The following is a 14,537-nucleotide window of genomic DNA, read 5'->3' as shown; positions in this document are numbered from 1 at the left end:
GAGATGAACACTCCGCCAAGCACGATTCCGATCGGTGAGGGAGATCGTCGTGGGAGCTGACCGGACGGCCGACGCCCAGGGTGGGCAGCTGCTCGCCCTGGTCCGGCGCTATCTGGGGGCGCTGATCGGGCTCGCCGTGCTCGGCACCGCGGCCGGTGTCGTCCTGGAGATGGCCGTGCCGCCGCCGTTCAAGGCGACCGCGACGGTGCTGGTCAGCCCGCTGGAAGGCAACCCGTACTCGCCGGAGGGCCGCGGGGACGACCTGGTGAACCTGCAGACGGAGGCGCAGCTGGTCGCCACCGACAGCGTCGCCAAGATCGTCGAGAAGAAGCTCGGGCACGAGGCGGAGGGCGACATCGGGGTCTCGGTCCCGCCCAACACCCAGGTGCTCAACCTGACCTACACCGCGAGCAGCTCCGGCAACGCCCGCGCCGGCGCGCAGGCCTTCGCCGACGCCTACCTGGAGTACCGCACGCAGCGGGCGCAGGGCGTCGTGAACAACCAGCTCGCCAAGCTGAAGGCGCAGTCGGCCAGGGTCGAGCGCCTGCTGCAGCGGGCGAACAACGAGCTGGCCGCCTCCTCCGGCTCCCGGCGCTCCACCCTCCAGCAGCGCGTCACCGCCTACACCAACCAGCTCGGCGTCATCGACGAGCAGTCCAACGACATCGCCAGCACCCCCCTCGACCCCGGCCAGGTGATCACCCCGGCGGACGCGCCGGCCGGGCCCGGCATCGTCCGGCCCGCGATGTACGGCGCGGGCGGCCTGGTGCTCGGGCTGGTCGCCGGTTTCGTGATCATGCTGCTGCGCGAGCGGCTCAACCAGCGGCTGCGCAACGCCGAGTCGATCGAGGGACTCGGCGTCCGGACGCTGTCCGCCATCCCGGCGGGCGGCCCGTCCGGCGACACGCTGGCCCTGGTCAGCGCGCCCAAGAGCCCGGTCGGCGAGGCGTACCGGCGGCTGCGCGCCGCGGTCGTGGCCACCGCGCCGCAGACCCCGGTGGCGCTGCTGATCAGCAACGCGACCCCGGGAGGCAGCGCCCGCATGGCCAGCGCCAACCTCGCGGTCTCGCTCGCCTTCGCCGGCGCGAAGACCATCATGATCGACGCGACCACCGAGGACGCCGACGTCAGCACCCTGTTCGGCGCGCGGCCCGGTGGCAAGGGGCTGTCGGACACCCTGCTCAGCGGCACGGACCCGGCGACCCTGCTGATCCACACCGACTCGCAGCTGCGGCTGCTGCCGCGCGGCCCGCGCGCCCGCGAGGCCGCCCACCGGTTCAGCGGCCCGCGGATGCGCGAGACCGTCAAGGTCCTGCGCCGCCGCAGCGAGTACCTCATCGTGAACGCGGCGAGCCTGCACGACGCGGACGCGCAGGCCCTGTGCACGTTCGTCGACGCGGTCGTGCTCGTGATCAACCAGGGCGTCACGACCCGTGAGGAACTGCGGCAGGCGTACGTGGAGGCCGAACGCGCCGGCGTCACGGTGCTCGGCGCCCTGCTGGAGCCGCCGGAGCCGCGAGGAGGGCGCGGGACGCGGCAGGCTCCCGCCGCCCGCCAGTCCCGCCCGCCGCAGGGCGGCGAAGCCCGCCCGCCGCAGGGCGGCGAAGCCCGCCCGCCGCAGGGCGGCGAAGCCCGCCCGCCGCAGGGCGGCGAAGCACGGGGCGGCGCCGAGCCCCGCCTCCCGGAGACGCGCGGCGGCAAGCGCCGCGCCCCGGAGGCCCCTCTCGCGTGGGCCGAGGACCCGCCCCGCGCCTCGCAGGACGAGCCCGCCGCAGACCCCGCCGACTCCCCGTCCCTGGTCACCCAGGCGCTGCCGCAGGTCACACAGCCGCCCCGCACGGGCGAGGCGCGGCCGGCGCCGTCCGGGCGGCGCGGCGCACCGCAGCCGGAGCCGCGGCGGCGTCCCCTGCCGCCCGCGCTCGACCCCCCGTCCGGGCCGGGCAAGCCCGTCGCCCCCAAGCCCGTCTCCCCCACGGAGGTCACCCAGGGCACGGGGCCAGTGCGCCCGCGCCCGGCGGCGCCCTCCGACGCCGAGCCCCCCGAGCCGGCCGACGCGGAGACCGAGGAGACGCTGGAGTCCGCCGCGACGCGGACGCAGGAGGACATCTCCAAGTTCATGCCGCCGGAGTTGCCGGAGGACGGCGCGGACGGCACGCCCCCGGCCGGGCCGAAGGACGCGGCGCCGGACGTCGCGCCCCGCTACGGCAAGAAGCCGCACAAGGCCGGCCGGCATGCCGGCCCCTGAATCCGGCGAGGCCGCGGCGGACGAGCCGAAGCCGCCCGGGCCGGGCGGGTCCGAGCCGCCCGGCCCGGGCGGGCCGAACCTGAACCGGCTGGCCAGGGGCGGCGCCCTGAACCTCGTCGGCGCCGCCGTCGCGGGCGTCCAGGGCCTCGCGCTGGTCTTCCTGGTCGCGCACCTGTACTCGCAGCGGATCGCGGGCACCTTCTTCGCCGCGACGTCGCTGTTCATCATCCTGCAGGCCGTGTCGGGCCTCGGCACGGACGCGGGCCTGCTGCGCTGGCTGCCCCGCCACCTGGCGCTCGGCGACCGCGGCGCGGCGCGGCGGACGGTGCCGGTGGCGCTCGTCCCGGTCGCGGTGACGGCACTGGCCGCCGGCCTCGTCCTGGCGCTCGCCGCGCCGTGGACGGCGGGGCACATCGGCGCCGACGACCCCGGCCAGGCCGCGGGCATGGTGCGGGCGCTGGCGCTGTTCCTGCCCCTCGCGGGGGCGCACGACGCGCTTCTCGCGGCCACCCGCGGCCACGGCTCGATGCGGCCGACCGTCCTCGTCGACAAGATCCTCCGGCAGACGCTCCAGGTCGCCGGTGTCATCGTGGCGGCGCTGCTGACCGACGACGCCGTGTGGCTCGCGCTGGCGTGGGCGGCGCCGTACCTGCCGTGCCTGGTCGTCGCCCTGCTCTGGTACCTGAAGATCAGCCGCAGCGGCCGCGCCGAGGCGCCGGTGACCGCGGCGCCCGGGGCCCCGTCCGGCTGGCGGCCGCTGGCCGGCGACTTCTGGCGCTTCACCGCGCCGCGCGCGTTCGCGCAGATCTGCCAGACGGCGTTCCAGCGCGCCGACATCGTGCTCGTCGCGGCGCTCAGCTCGCCCCGCGAGGCGGCGATCTACACCGCCGCGACCCGGTTCATCGTGATCAGCCAGCTCGTCACCCAGGCCGTGCAGAACGTCATGCAGCCCGCGGTGAGCCGGCTGATGGCGCTCGCCGACCGCGCGGGCGCACAGCGGGTGTTCGCGGTGTGCGCGTCCTGGAACCTCGCGCTCGCCTGGCCGGTGCACCTGTCGATCGCGGTCGGCGCGCCGGTGTACGTCGGCTCCTTCGGCGACGGCTACCGCGGGTCCGGCGAGGTCGTCACGGTCATCCTGGCGATGGCGATGCTGGTGGCGACCGCGACGGGCGCCCGCGACGTGATGCTGCTGATGGCGGGGCGCAGCGGGCTCAGCCTGGTCAACCAGAGCGCCGCGCTCGGGGTGAACCTGGTGCTGAACGTGCTGCTGATCCCGCCGTTCGGGATCGCCGGGGCGGCGGCGGCGCGGGCGTGCGGACTGCTCGTGCGGACGCTGCTGGCCCTGGTCCAGGTCCGCCGGATCCTCGACATGACCCCGGCGAGCGCGGGGCTGTTCTGGGCGGGCGGTTCGGCGCTGGTCAGTTTCGCGGCGGTGCCGGCCGCCGTCCGGCTGGCCGCCGGCTCCGGCGAGGCCGCCCTCGCCGGCGGGCTGATCCCGGGCGCGATGCTGTACCTCGCCCTGCTCTGGGCCGGCCGCGAGCGGCTGTCCCTCACCGCCTTCGCCTCCCTGCTGCCGGGAAGGCGCGGCCGCACTGCACCCGCGGGCGCCGCCGCCTCACCCGCCACCGAAACGACATCTGCCAGGAGCATGCATGCCCACGGGAATTGACCAAGTGCGCCGTAAGTCCCGCGCGGTCCTTCGCAAGAGCGGGCTCGCCCCGAGCGGTCCGGTGTACGGGCGGCTGGTCGACGCCGGGCGTTCGCTGCCGATCCCGGCCGCGGCCCGCGTCGCGGTGTCCACCGCCGTGCTGCGGCGCCCGTGGAAGGTGCCGGTCCGGTTCGACCAGCTGCTCGTCGGCGCGCAGGGCGGCTGGACGGCCCGCGAGTTCGCCGACCGCACCGGCGACCTGCTGTGGCCGTCGACCCCGTTCCTGGACGGCCCGCACGTCGGGCTGCTCCGGCTCGCCGACGACCGGCCGGAACCGACCGACGCCGAGATCCTGGCCAGCCCCTACGGCAGGCTCGGGCTGCGCTGCATCGAGGCGGGCGGCACCTACTTCGGCGGCACCGACGAGGCCGGAGTCCTCGCGGCCGCCCGCGCCTTCATCGCGCGGTACCGCGGCGAGGAGGCGCCCGGCGCGGCGCCCCGCCCGCAGCAGAGCGGGCCGCAGGACCCGGTGCTCGTCGCCCCCGTCCGCGGCTCCGACCGGTACCAGGTCCTCGACGGCCACCACCGGCTCGCCATCGCCGCGATGAGCGGCGCCGACGGCGCCGACGTCGTCGCCAAATGGCTGCCCGTCACCACCCCCCTGCAGGACCTCCTGCTGAAGATGAGCTGGCTCGACGGCACCCACGAGCTCTACCAGCCGATCGGGGCGCCCGAGCTGAGGTCCGGCTGGACGACCGTCCGGCAGTGCACCGACCGGCTCGCGAAGATGGACGCGTTCCTCGGCGAGCGCGGCCTCGCCGGGGGCCGCTACCTGGACGTCGCGAGCTGCTACGGCTGGTTCGTCGCGAAGATGGCCGAGCGCGGCTTCGACGCCGAGGGCATCGAGCGCGACCCGCTGGCCGTCCCCCTCGGCCGGGCCGTCTACGGGCTCCCGGACGGCGCCGTCTCCACCGGCGACTGCGTCGAGTTCCTCGGCGGGCACGACCCCGGCCGCTGGGACGTGGTGTCGTGCTTCAGCCTGCTGCACCATTTCGTCCTCGGCCGCGGCTCGGTGAGCGCCGAGGAGCTGATCCGGCTGCTGGACCGCGCCACCGGAAGGGTGCTGTTCTTCGACACCGGCCAGGACAACGAGGCGTGGTTCGCCGACTCGCTGCGCGGCTGGGACCCCGCCCGCGTCGCGACGTTCCTGCGGGACAACACCGGCTTCGACGAGGTCATCGACCTCGGCCCCGACGAGGACGCCCGGCCGCCCTACGAGGACAACTACGGCAGGCACCTGTTCGCCTGCGTCCGCGCGGCGTGACCTCGCCGCGCCGCCCGCTCGCCGCGCTCACGGCCCTCCCGGTGCTCCTGGCGGCGGCGTGCGGCGGGACGGCCGCGCCCGCGAGCGTGCCGCAGGTCTCCCCGCCGCCCGCCGCGGGCTCCGCGGGCGCGCGGAGCGGCACCGTGTGGACGAGCGGTTCCAACGGGAGCGGGCAGCTCGGCCGGCCGGGGGCGGCCGCCGATCCCCGGCTCGCCCCCGTCACCGGCGTCGGCGGCCGGGGACGCCTCGACCGCGCCGTGGCCGTCGCCGGCGGCGGCCGCCACTCACTGGCCGTCCTCGACGGCGGGCAGGTCGTCGCGTGGGGCGCCAACGACGACGGCCAGCTCGGCGACGGCACCACCCGCGACAGCGGCGCGCCCGTCCGCGTCCGCGCACCGGACGGGCGGCCCGGCCGGCTGGACGACGCCGTCGCGGTATCGGCCAACAACGACTTCTCGATGGCGCTGCGCCGCGACGGCACCGTCGTGACCTGGGGCGAGGGATCGTCCGGGCAGCGCGGCACCGGCGAGCGCACCGCCCCTCCCGTCCCCACGACCGTGCGGGCGCCGGACGGGCGCGGGGCGCTCACCGGCGTCACCGCGATCGCCGCGGACGGGCACACCGAGCTGGTGCTGCGCGCCGGCGGGCAGGTGCTCGCGTGGGGCGCCAACGCGGGCGGCATGGTCGGCGACGGCACCCGCGAGGACCGGGCCCTGCCCGTGCCGGTGCGCGGCCTGGACGGCGCCGCGCGGCTGGACGGCGCCGTCCGCATCGCGATCGGCGGCCAGCACGCGCTGGCGCTGCTGCGGGACGGGCGGGTCGCGGCGTGGGGTCGCAACGAGCTCGGCCAGCTCGGGGACGGGACGCGCCGGGACCGGCTCACGCCCGCCCTCGTCTCGGGCGCGGGCGGCGAGGGCGTCCTCGACGGCGTCGCCGCGGTCGCCGCCGCGGAGAAGCACAACTACGCGCTCCGGGGTGACGGCACCATCGTCGCCTGGGGCAACAACACCGCGGGCCAGCTCGGGGACGGCACGGTGAAACCGCGGACCGCCCCGGTCACCGTCGTCGGGCGCAGCGCGCCGAAGCTGCGCGGCGCCACCCGCGTGTTCGCCGGGGAGGCCTACGGCGCGGCGATCCTGACCGACGGGACACTGCTGACCTGGGGCGCGGGCGGCAGCGGCCAGCTCGGCTCCGGGCAGAGGGCGCCCCGCAGCCGTCCCGGCACGGCGATGACGGCCGAGGGCAAGGTGCCGGCCGACGCCCTGTCGGTGGGCGTCGGCGAACGCCACCTGATCCTGCTGTCGAGGTCCGTAGCCCGGTAGCCCGCCCGGAGGCCCTCAGGGGTTCTGGGGCGGCTCAGGCCTGGCGTCGCCGGGCCTGGGCCCGTCCGCGGAAGGCTGAACCCCGGGAGGCTGGGCCCCGGGAGGCTGGGCCCCGGGAGGCTGGGCCCCGGGCGCGGGCGGCGGCGCCGCGGCCGCGCCGGGCGCGGGGGCTCCGGTCCCGCCGGCGGGCGCCGGAGTCGCGGAGCGGCGGCGCCACAGCAGGAACCCCGCCCCGGCGGCGACCACCACCACCGCGCCACCGCCGAGCAGGTACGGCATGGCCGATCCGTCGTCCTCGGGAGCCTGGTATCCGGTGGCGCGGCCGGTCGGCTGCGACTGGGCGAGCGTGCGCTCCTCCTGCTCCTGCTGCTTCTGGACCGACGCCTCCGGTGCGGGCTTGCCGTTGTTGCCGGGCCTGCCGGTCTTCGGCGGCGCGTACTTCGACTCCGGAAGCGTCTGCACGAAGCGCAGCAGCGCCAGGTCGGGCTTGCCCTTGCTGCCCTTCACGGCCCCGTCGTAGATGGACTTCACCCGGGCGCCCGGCAGCGCCGTGGAGGACACCCGGAGGTGGTCGCCGGCCAGCACCGCGTAGGTGCCCTTGCGCTTCATCAGGCCCGGCAACTGCTGGAGGACCTGCCCGGGGTCGTTTCCAGGCGGCAGGATCGCGATGAAGACCGCGACGGACCGGCCCTGGGCCGTGCGGAGCAGTTCCTGCGCGCCGTCCGACTGGTAGTACTTCGCGTGGGAGTCGACGTAGTAGCCGCTCTCGCCGATGCCCTCGGCGACCGCGTCGAGGTCGACGCCCGCGAAGGCGGGTGCGGCGGTCATGCCGAACGCCGGCACGAGGGCCAGCGCCAACGTCCCGGACGCGACGATGCGGCGGGAGAAGTGGTTCACGGGAGAGGCTCCTTCAACGCTGGGATGGCCATCGACATTACCGGCGCGACTTGGGGAAAGGTGGCCAAAGCCTAGGAATGGGCATCGGTCCGTCAGATGCCTCGGCCCCGGGTGTGCAGGGCGAGCAGAACGCGCTTGCCGGAGACGATCCCCGACGCCACCGCGAGCGCGAACGGCACGCGGCGCTCGGCCGGGTTCGCCTTGAGGGCGCGCGCCGACCAGCGCAGCGCGTCCCTGCGGCGGCCCACGGTCGCGCAGCCGAAGGCGAGCTGCCCGTAGACGCGCCCGGCCGCGCCCGGTTCCTCGCCGATCTCCGGGTAGTGCTCCAGGAACCACTCCAGCGCGGCCACCTTCGTCTCCCACGCCTGCGCGTAGTAGGACGTCAGCCCCCACAGGACCCGGACGTACGGCTCGTCCACGTTCACCACCGGGTGGCGGCGGGCGGCGCGGAGCGCGAGATCCCAGTCCTCGCCCTGGCTGCCGGGGATCGTCTCGTCCACCATGCCGATCTCGATGAGCGGTTCGCGGCGCGCCACGTAGGTGGAGGAGTGCACGCTCATCATCCGGTCGCGGATCAGGGCGTCGTAGGTGACCCGGTCCGTCCCGGCCAGCCGGGGGAGTTCCCGCCCGTCGAAGTCGATCAGGATGCCGGAGCTGCACAGCACGGCGTCCGGATCTCCCTCCAGGGCCTCCACCTGCGCGGCGAGCTTGCCGGGCAGCCACAGGTCGTCGTCGTCGCAGAACGCGACCAGGTCGGTGCCGAGGGCGAGGACCCCGGAGTTGCGGGCGCCCGCGAGGCCCGGCGCCCGGGTGTTGCGGATCACCTCGACGCGGTCCCCCGCCAGGGACGGGTCGGGCTCGGCCCGGTCGAAGACGACGACCGCGCGCACCTCGCCCCCGTACTCCTGGGCCAGCACCGACTCCAGCGCGCGGCGCAGCAGCTCCGGCCGGTTGTGCGTGGGGAGCACGACTCCGACGGATGGGGGCATCCAGGGCCTGCCTTGTCGTAGGGGGTCGGGAGGCGGCGCGGACCGGCGGCGCCGCGGGGCCGGCGGGCCCCGCGGCGCCGGGTCAGCGCGCGCCGGTGATCATGCCGGCCGCGACGGTGTTGTTGGTGGCCTCGTCGATCAGGATGAAGCCGCCGGTCAGGCGGTTGCGGCCGTAGTCGTCGACGAACAGCGGCCGGGTCACCCGCAGCGAGACGCGGCCGATCTCGTTCAGGCCGAGGGAGTCGGCCTGGTCGTCGCGGTGCAGCGTGTTGACGTCCAGCCGGTAGTGCAGCTGCTTCACCATCGCCTTCGCGGTGCGGGTCGTGTGCTTGATGACCAGCTTCGAGCGCGGGGTGAGGGCGCGGTCCGGGGTCATCCAGCAGACCATCGCGTCGATGTCCTGCGCGACCTCGGGCCGGTTGTTCGGGCGGGCGATCATGTCACCGCGGGAGATGTCGATGTCGTCGGCGAGGCGCAGCGTCACCGACATCGGCGCGAACGCCTCCTCGACCGGCCCGCCCGGCCCGTCGATGTGGGTGATCGTCGTGCTCAGCCCGGACGGCAGGTGCACCACCTCGTCGCCCGGCTTCAGCACGCCGCCCGCGACCTGGCCCGCGTAGCCGCGGTAGTCGTGCAGGTCGGGGTCCGTGGAGGCGTGCGGGCGGACCACGTACTGCACCGGGAACCGCACGTCGATCAGGTTGCGGTCGGAGGCGATGTGGACGTGCTCCAGGTGGTGCAGCAGCGACGAGCCCTCGTACCACGGCATGTTCACGCTGCGCTCGACGACGTTGTCGCCGTGCAGCGCCGAGATCGGGATGAACGTCAGGTCCGTGACCTCCAGCTTGGAGGCGAACGCCGTGAACTCGTCCACGATCCGCTCGTACAGCCCGCGGTCGTAGTCGACCAGGTCCATCTTGTTGATCGCCACGACCAGGTGCGGGACCTGCAGGAGCGTGGTGAGGAACGCGTGCCGGCGCGACTGCTCCAGGATGCCCTTCCGGGCGTCCACGAGGATGATCGCCAGGTCGGCGGTGGAGGCGCCGGTCACCATGTTCCGGGTGTACTGGATGTGCCCCGGCGTGTCGGCGATGATGAACTTGCGGCGCGGCGTCGCGAAGTACCGGTACGCCACGTCGATGGTGATGCCCTGCTCCCGCTCGGCCCGCAGGCCGTCGGTCAGCAGCGCCAGGTTCGTGTACTCCTCGCCGCGGTCGGCGCTGGTCTTCTCGACCGACTCCAGCTGGTCCTCGAAGATCGACTTGGAGTCGAACAGCAGCCGGCCGATCAGCGTGGACTTGCCGTCGTCGACGCTGCCGGCGGTGGCGAACCGCAGGAGGTCCATCTGCTTGGCCGGCCGGTCCCCGGCGAGCCCGTCGTTCGCGCTGGCCATCAGAAGTAGCCCTCCTTCTTGCGGTCCTCCATCGCGGCCTCGCTGGTGCGGTCGTCGGCGCGGGTCTGGCCGCGCTCGGTGATCCGCGTCGCGGCGATCTCCTCGATCACCTCGTCGAGCGTCTCCGCGTTCGACTTCACCGCGCCCGTGCAGGACGCGTCGCCGACCGTCCGGAACCGGACGGTCGCCGCGAACTCGGGCTCGTCGTCGCCGCGGTTCGCGAAGCCCGTCTCGGCGTCCAGCAGCAGCCCGTCGCGCTCGAACACCTGCCGGGTGTGCGCGAAGTAGATCGGCGGGAGTTCGAGTTCCTCGCGCCGCACGTAGTCCCAGATGTCGAGCTCGGTCCAGTTCGACAGCGGGAACACCCGGACGTGCTCACCCTGCACGATCCTGGTGTTGAACAGGTTCCACAGCTCGGGGCGCTGGTTCTTGGGGTCCCACTGCCCGAACTCGTCGCGGAAGGAGACCACCCGCTCCTTCGCGCGGGCCTTCTCCTCGTCCCGGCGCGCGCCGCCGAACGCCGCGTCGAACTGGTGCTCCTCGATGGCGTCCAGCAGCGGGGTGATCTGCAGCCGGTTCCGGGACGCGCGGCGGCCCTTCTGCTCCACCACCCGGCCGCTGTCGATCGCGTCCTGCACCGACGCCACGATCAGCCGGACGCCGAGCTCGGCGACCCGGCGGTCCCGAAACTCGATCACCTCCGGGAAGTTGTGGCCGGTGTCGACGTGCATGACCGGAAACGGGATCGGGGCGGGCCAGAACGCCTTCTGGGCCAGGCGCAGCATGACGATGCTGTCCTTGCCGCCGGAGAACAGCAGCACCGGCCGTTCGAACTCGGCCGCCACCTCCCGGAAGATATGGATCGACTCGGCTTCTAGGACGTCCAGCTGGGACAGCAGGTAATCGCAACGCTGCATGGTCTGGGGCTCTTTTCACGCTGTTCTGGCAGATGCAACCGGTGGCACGGAGACGGGCGCATGCCTTCCCACCGGATCGAAACGCCGGCCCGCGCCGGTTCAGTCCCGCCGTGGGGACGGACTGGTCAGGGCAGCGCGCCGCTCACTTCCCGGATGCCGGACAGCAGCGTTGACGCCGACATGGGATGGCACACCAGGATATCCGGGAGCCGGGGGTCCTCACGGTTGTAGCGCAGCGGCGACCCGTCGACCCGGGACGCGTGCGCCCCGGCGCCGAGCGCGACGGCCGCCGGGGCCGCCGAATCCCACTCGAACTGGCCGCCCGCGTGCACGTAGGCGTCCACCTCGCCGAGCAGCACCGCGGAGATCTTCGCCCCCGCCGACCCGATCGGCACCAGCTCCACCTCCGGCTCGACCGCCTCCGCCAGCCGCCGGACGAACTCCGGCGGCCGCGTGCGGCTCACGGCGATGCGCAGCTTTCCCGCGTCCGGCGCGGGGACGTGCAGCGGTGCCTCGCGGGGCGGCGGCGCCCCGGCGGGGCCGTACCCGGCCGTGACGGGGTCGGGGTCGGGGTCGGTCCGGACGAGCGAGGCACCGCCCACCGCGTCCGTGCGGAGCGTCAGGCCCTGCGCCGGCAGCGCGACGGCGCCGGCCGCCAGGCGACCGGTTCCGGACGCGTCCCGTTCCCACAGCGCCACGTGCACGGCCCAGTCGCGGCGGCCCTCCTCGGAGAACTCGCGAGTGCCGTCCAGGGGGTCCACGATCCACACGCGGGAGGCCGTGAGCCGCTCCGCGTCGGCGGTGTTGCGGGTCGGCGCGCGGTCGTCGCCCCTGGACCGCTTCCCGGCGACCGAGGACCGCCCCTCCTCGGACAGGACGGCGTCCCCGGGACAGCGCTCGGCCAGCGCCGCCATCAGGTACTCATGCGCCCGCAGGTCGCCGGTGTCCTTCAGGGCCCTCGCGTCGGCGAAGCCCACCTCGGCCCGCACGCCCAGCAGCAGCCGGCCCGCCGTCCCGGCGAGCTCGGCCGCGAGCGAATGATCGTCTGCCGCCGCTGCCTCGGTCATCTGAGATCACATTCCCGACTCGACTGGTCTGCTCGGTCTACTTTCTCATGCGTCCCGCACGGGCCACGGGACGAGGTCCCGCTCAACGGCTCGCCCACCAGTGTTCCGCCGGCGCCGTACCGCGGGCAGCGCCCTGTCGTGTTCCCGCCGGGGTTTCGTCCCCGCTCTCCGGTCGCGCGCCGGCGGGCCGCTCAGTACGCGCCGGAGCCGCGGACGACGGCCGACCAGGTCTTCCACATGATCTGCAGGTCCAGGGCGAGGGTCCAGTTGTCCACGTACCGCAGGTCGAGGCGGACCGACTCCTCCCACGACAGGTCCGAGCGGCCGCTCACCTGCCACAGCCCGGTCAGGCCCGGCTTGACCACCAGCCGCCGGTAGACGTCCCCGCCGTACTGGGCGACCTCGTCCGGCAGCGGCGGGCGCGGCCCCACCAGCGACATCTCGCCCCGCAGCACGTTGAACAGCTGCGGCAGCTCGTCCAGCGAGTACCGCCGCAGCCGGCGCCCCACCCGCGTCACCCGCGGATCCTGCCGGATCTTGAACAGCACACCGTCGTTGTCGTTGGCGGCCAGCAGCTCCAGCCGGCGCGCCTCGGCGTCGGCGACCATCGTGCGGAACTTCAGCACCGTGAACTCCCGGCCGCCGCGCCCGACGCGCGTCTGCCGGAACAGCACCGGGCCCTCCCCGGAAATCTTGATCAGGACGGCGATCAGCAGCAGCAGCGGGCTCAGCACCACGATCCCGCCGAGCGCCGCCACCCGGTCGACCAGGCCCTTGAGGACCTTGCGGCCGCCGTCCAGCTCCGGGTGCTCCACGTGCAGCAGCGGCAGGCCCGACACCGGGCGGATCGAGATCCGCGGCCCGGTCACGTCCATCAGCGCGGGCGCCACCACCAGCTCGACGTCGTTGCGCTCGATCTGCCACGCCAGCCGGCGCAGCGCCACCCCGTCCATCTCCGGGCACGCCAGCACCGCCACCGAGTCGGCGCCGATCCGGTCGGCGACCGCCGCCGCCTGGCCGAAGTCGCCCAGCACCGGGACGCCCTCCACCTCGGCGACCGCGTCCTCGCCCGACGCCAGCGCCGGGGGCAGGCAGACGGCCGCGATGTCCATCCCGTGGTACCGCTTCTTCTGCAGCAGCCGGATCAGGTCGGACACCGACGTCCGGTGCCCCACCGCGACGACCCGCCGCATGCACTCGCCGTGCCACCGCTTCTTGTGCAGCCACTTGCGCAGCCGGTACCGCGCCAGCAGCGCCAGGAACGTCCCGAGGGGCAGCGCCATCACCACGTAGCCGCGCGCGACGTCGGTCTTGGTGGCGTACGCCCCGATCGCCAGCACCGCCATCAGGATGAACCCGGCGCGCAGCACCCGGTGGAACTCCTCGTACCCGACGCCCACGTACCGGGGCTGGTACGCGCGGCACAGCATCAGCGCCGGGACCCACACCACCGGCAGGGCCACGGTCAGGACCACGTACGGCGCGTCGAGCTCCGTCGGGACGCCCGGGAACCTGAGCACGAAGGCGATCACTCCGGCCATCAGCATGCTGGCGAAGTCGAGAGCCCGCGCGATCCGCCGGTAGGTCCGGCTCCAGTTCTGCGACACCGCGCGCTCGTGCTCATGGCGGATCGATGACTCGGCCTGAACCTTGTCAACGACGGCCATAAACCACTCACCAATCCTGTGTAACGCGCGCCCCGTCAGCGCGATTCACACCGAAGACGGCTGAACGTCGCCCGAGGTTCACATTGAACCTGAACCTCGATCGGCCTGCATCTTACGTTCGCTTTGCCGTGGTCACGGACGGAACGCGCCTACCAGTTGGACAATGCGCCCGAACCGGCCCGAGCGCACACGGAAAAGGCGCCACTCCGCCTTGATCACGACTGCGCACCGGTCGCGAGACCGGATCCGGTCACCCGACCGGAAGCAACCGGTCACCCTGCGTGAACGAGATTCGCGCGCACCGCGGAACCGGCAAACAGGTCGCACTCGACCCGGCCCCTGCCAGCGCGGCGATTCCCGCGGTCCCTCCCACCCTCACGCTCCGAACCCGATCAGCCGGCGTGGAACGCGTTCTGCGCCGCGGCAAGCCCGTCGGTCAGCAACGCCTCGACCGCGTCCGCCGCCCGGTCCACCCCGAAGTCGAGCTCCTTGCGCTCCGCCGCGGAGAAGTCCTTCAGAACGAACGCCGCCGCGTCCATCCGCCCCGGCGGCCGCCCCACCCCGAACCGCACGCGCGGATACTCCTTCGCGCCCAGCGACTTGGTGATGGACCGCAGCCCGTTGTGGCCGTTGTCACCGCCGCCCTGCTTCAGCCGCACCGCCCCGAAGGGGATGTCGAGCTCGTCATGGACGACGACCACACGCTCCACCGGCACCTTGTAGAAGTCCCGCAGGCCCTTCACCGGGCCGCCCGACTCGTTCATGAAGGAGCGCGGCTTCGCCAGCACCACCCGCGCTCCGGCCAGACGGCCCTCCAGCACGTCCGCCCGCGCCCGGTGCGACTTGAACCTGCCCCCCGCACGCGACGCGAGGACGTCCAGCACCATGAACCCCGCGTTGTGCCGGTTCTTCGCATACGACGGCCCCGGGTTGCCCAGCCCCACCACGAGCCAGAGATCCGCGTCCACCCGCACTCCTCACACACGAGCACGGCCCCCGCGGGTGCGCGCACCCGCGGGGGCCGTGGAAGTACTTTGCGGCCCGCAGTCCGGCGCGGCCGCGCGCCGG

The 14,537-nt window shown here is 74.2% G+C and carries 11 protein-coding genes; 4 read left to right on the top strand and 7 right to left on the bottom strand.

Annotated features, from left to right (window positions below):
- The first annotated feature begins 49 nt into the window (after positions 1-49).
- Genes CHC11_RS41210 through CHC11_RS09950 form a run of 4 tightly spaced genes read left to right on the top strand, consistent with a single transcriptional unit; the run spans position 50 to position 6,539 of the window.
- Positions 50-2,245 (top strand): tyrosine-protein kinase domain-containing protein, encoded by a 2,196-nt coding sequence (locus tag CHC11_RS41210; protein ID WP_179278773.1) that lies wholly within the window; start codon positions 50-52, stop codon positions 2,243-2,245.
- Complete coding sequence (locus tag CHC11_RS09960) at positions 2,232-3,914, top strand: lipopolysaccharide biosynthesis protein (RefSeq protein WP_089311351.1); 1,683 nt, start codon at positions 2,232-2,234, stop codon at positions 3,912-3,914. The genes CHC11_RS41210 and CHC11_RS09960 overlap by 14 nt, the downstream gene beginning before the upstream one ends.
- Positions 3,898-5,217, top strand: a complete 1,320-nt coding sequence (locus CHC11_RS09955) for a ParB N-terminal domain-containing protein (protein WP_179278772.1) — start codon at positions 3,898-3,900, stop codon at positions 5,215-5,217. Before CHC11_RS09960 ends, CHC11_RS09955 begins: the two co-directional genes overlap by 17 nt.
- Complete coding sequence (locus tag CHC11_RS09950; RefSeq protein WP_089311349.1) at positions 5,214-6,539, top strand: RCC1 domain-containing protein; 1,326 nt, start codon at positions 5,214-5,216, stop codon at positions 6,537-6,539. The genes CHC11_RS09955 and CHC11_RS09950 overlap by 4 nt, the downstream gene beginning before the upstream one ends.
- A gap of 15 nt (positions 6,540-6,554) precedes the next feature.
- Here the strand turns inward: CHC11_RS09950 and CHC11_RS09945 are convergent, their stop codons facing one another.
- From CHC11_RS09945 to pth, 7 genes are all read right to left on the bottom strand, one after another.
- Positions 6,555-7,436, bottom strand: a complete 882-nt coding sequence (locus tag CHC11_RS09945) for a hypothetical protein (RefSeq protein ID WP_089311348.1) — start codon at positions 7,434-7,436, stop codon at positions 6,555-6,557.
- A gap of 92 nt (positions 7,437-7,528) precedes the next feature.
- Positions 7,529-8,425 (bottom strand): glycosyltransferase family 2 protein, encoded by an 897-nt coding sequence (locus tag CHC11_RS09940; protein WP_089311347.1) that lies wholly within the window; start codon positions 8,423-8,425, stop codon positions 7,529-7,531.
- Positions 8,426-8,507: 82 nt separating this feature from the next.
- Positions 8,508-9,770, bottom strand: coding sequence for a sulfate adenylyltransferase subunit 1 (locus tag CHC11_RS09935; RefSeq protein ID WP_089311636.1), 1,263 nt, complete (start codon positions 9,768-9,770; stop codon positions 8,508-8,510).
- 47 nt (positions 9,771-9,817) lie between these two features.
- Positions 9,818-10,735: a sulfate adenylyltransferase subunit CysD gene (gene cysD, locus CHC11_RS09930; RefSeq protein ID WP_089311346.1), complete on the bottom strand. Its 918-nt coding sequence runs from the start codon at positions 10,733-10,735 to the stop codon at positions 9,818-9,820.
- Positions 10,736-10,860: 125 nt separating this feature from the next.
- Positions 10,861-11,802 (bottom strand): 3'(2'),5'-bisphosphate nucleotidase CysQ, encoded by a 942-nt coding sequence (locus tag CHC11_RS09925; protein WP_089311345.1) that lies wholly within the window; start codon positions 11,800-11,802, stop codon positions 10,861-10,863.
- Positions 11,803-11,993: 191 nt separating this feature from the next.
- Positions 11,994-13,469, bottom strand: coding sequence for a sugar transferase (locus tag CHC11_RS09920; protein WP_089311344.1), 1,476 nt, complete (start codon positions 13,467-13,469; stop codon positions 11,994-11,996).
- Positions 13,470-13,861: 392 nt separating this feature from the next.
- Positions 13,862-14,437: an aminoacyl-tRNA hydrolase gene (gene pth, locus CHC11_RS09915; RefSeq protein WP_089311343.1), complete on the bottom strand. Its 576-nt coding sequence runs from the start codon at positions 14,435-14,437 to the stop codon at positions 13,862-13,864.
- Between the last annotated feature and the right edge of the window lie 100 nt (positions 14,438-14,537).

Source organism: Actinomadura mexicana (assembly GCF_900188105.1).
Taxonomy (GTDB): Bacteria; Actinomycetota; Actinomycetes; order Streptosporangiales; family Streptosporangiaceae; genus Spirillospora; species Spirillospora mexicana.
The sequence above is the reverse complement of the archived record's forward strand: the minus strand, read 5'-3'. Positions and strand labels throughout refer to the sequence as shown.

Coding starts and splice junctions, on each gene's coding strand:
- CHC11_RS09960 (WP_089311351.1), top strand. CDS start 2,232: ATGCCGGCCCCTGAATCCGGCGAGGCCGCGGCGGACGAGCCGAAGCCG.
- CHC11_RS09955 (WP_179278772.1), top strand. CDS start 3,898: ATGCCCACGGGAATTGACCAAGTGCGCCGTAAGTCCCGCGCGGTCCTT.
- CHC11_RS09940 (WP_089311347.1), bottom strand. CDS start 8,425: ATGCCCCCATCCGTCGGAGTCGTGCTCCCCACGCACAACCGGCCGGAG.
- CHC11_RS09935 (WP_089311636.1), bottom strand. CDS start 9,770: ATGGACCTCCTGCGGTTCGCCACCGCCGGCAGCGTCGACGACGGCAAG.
- cysD (WP_089311346.1), bottom strand. CDS start 10,735: ATGCAGCGTTGCGATTACCTGCTGTCCCAGCTGGACGTCCTAGAAGCC.
- CHC11_RS09925 (WP_089311345.1), bottom strand. CDS start 11,802: ATGACCGAGGCAGCGGCGGCAGACGATCATTCGCTCGCGGCCGAGCTC.
- CHC11_RS09920 (WP_089311344.1), bottom strand. CDS start 13,469: ATGGCCGTCGTTGACAAGGTTCAGGCCGAGTCATCGATCCGCCATGAG.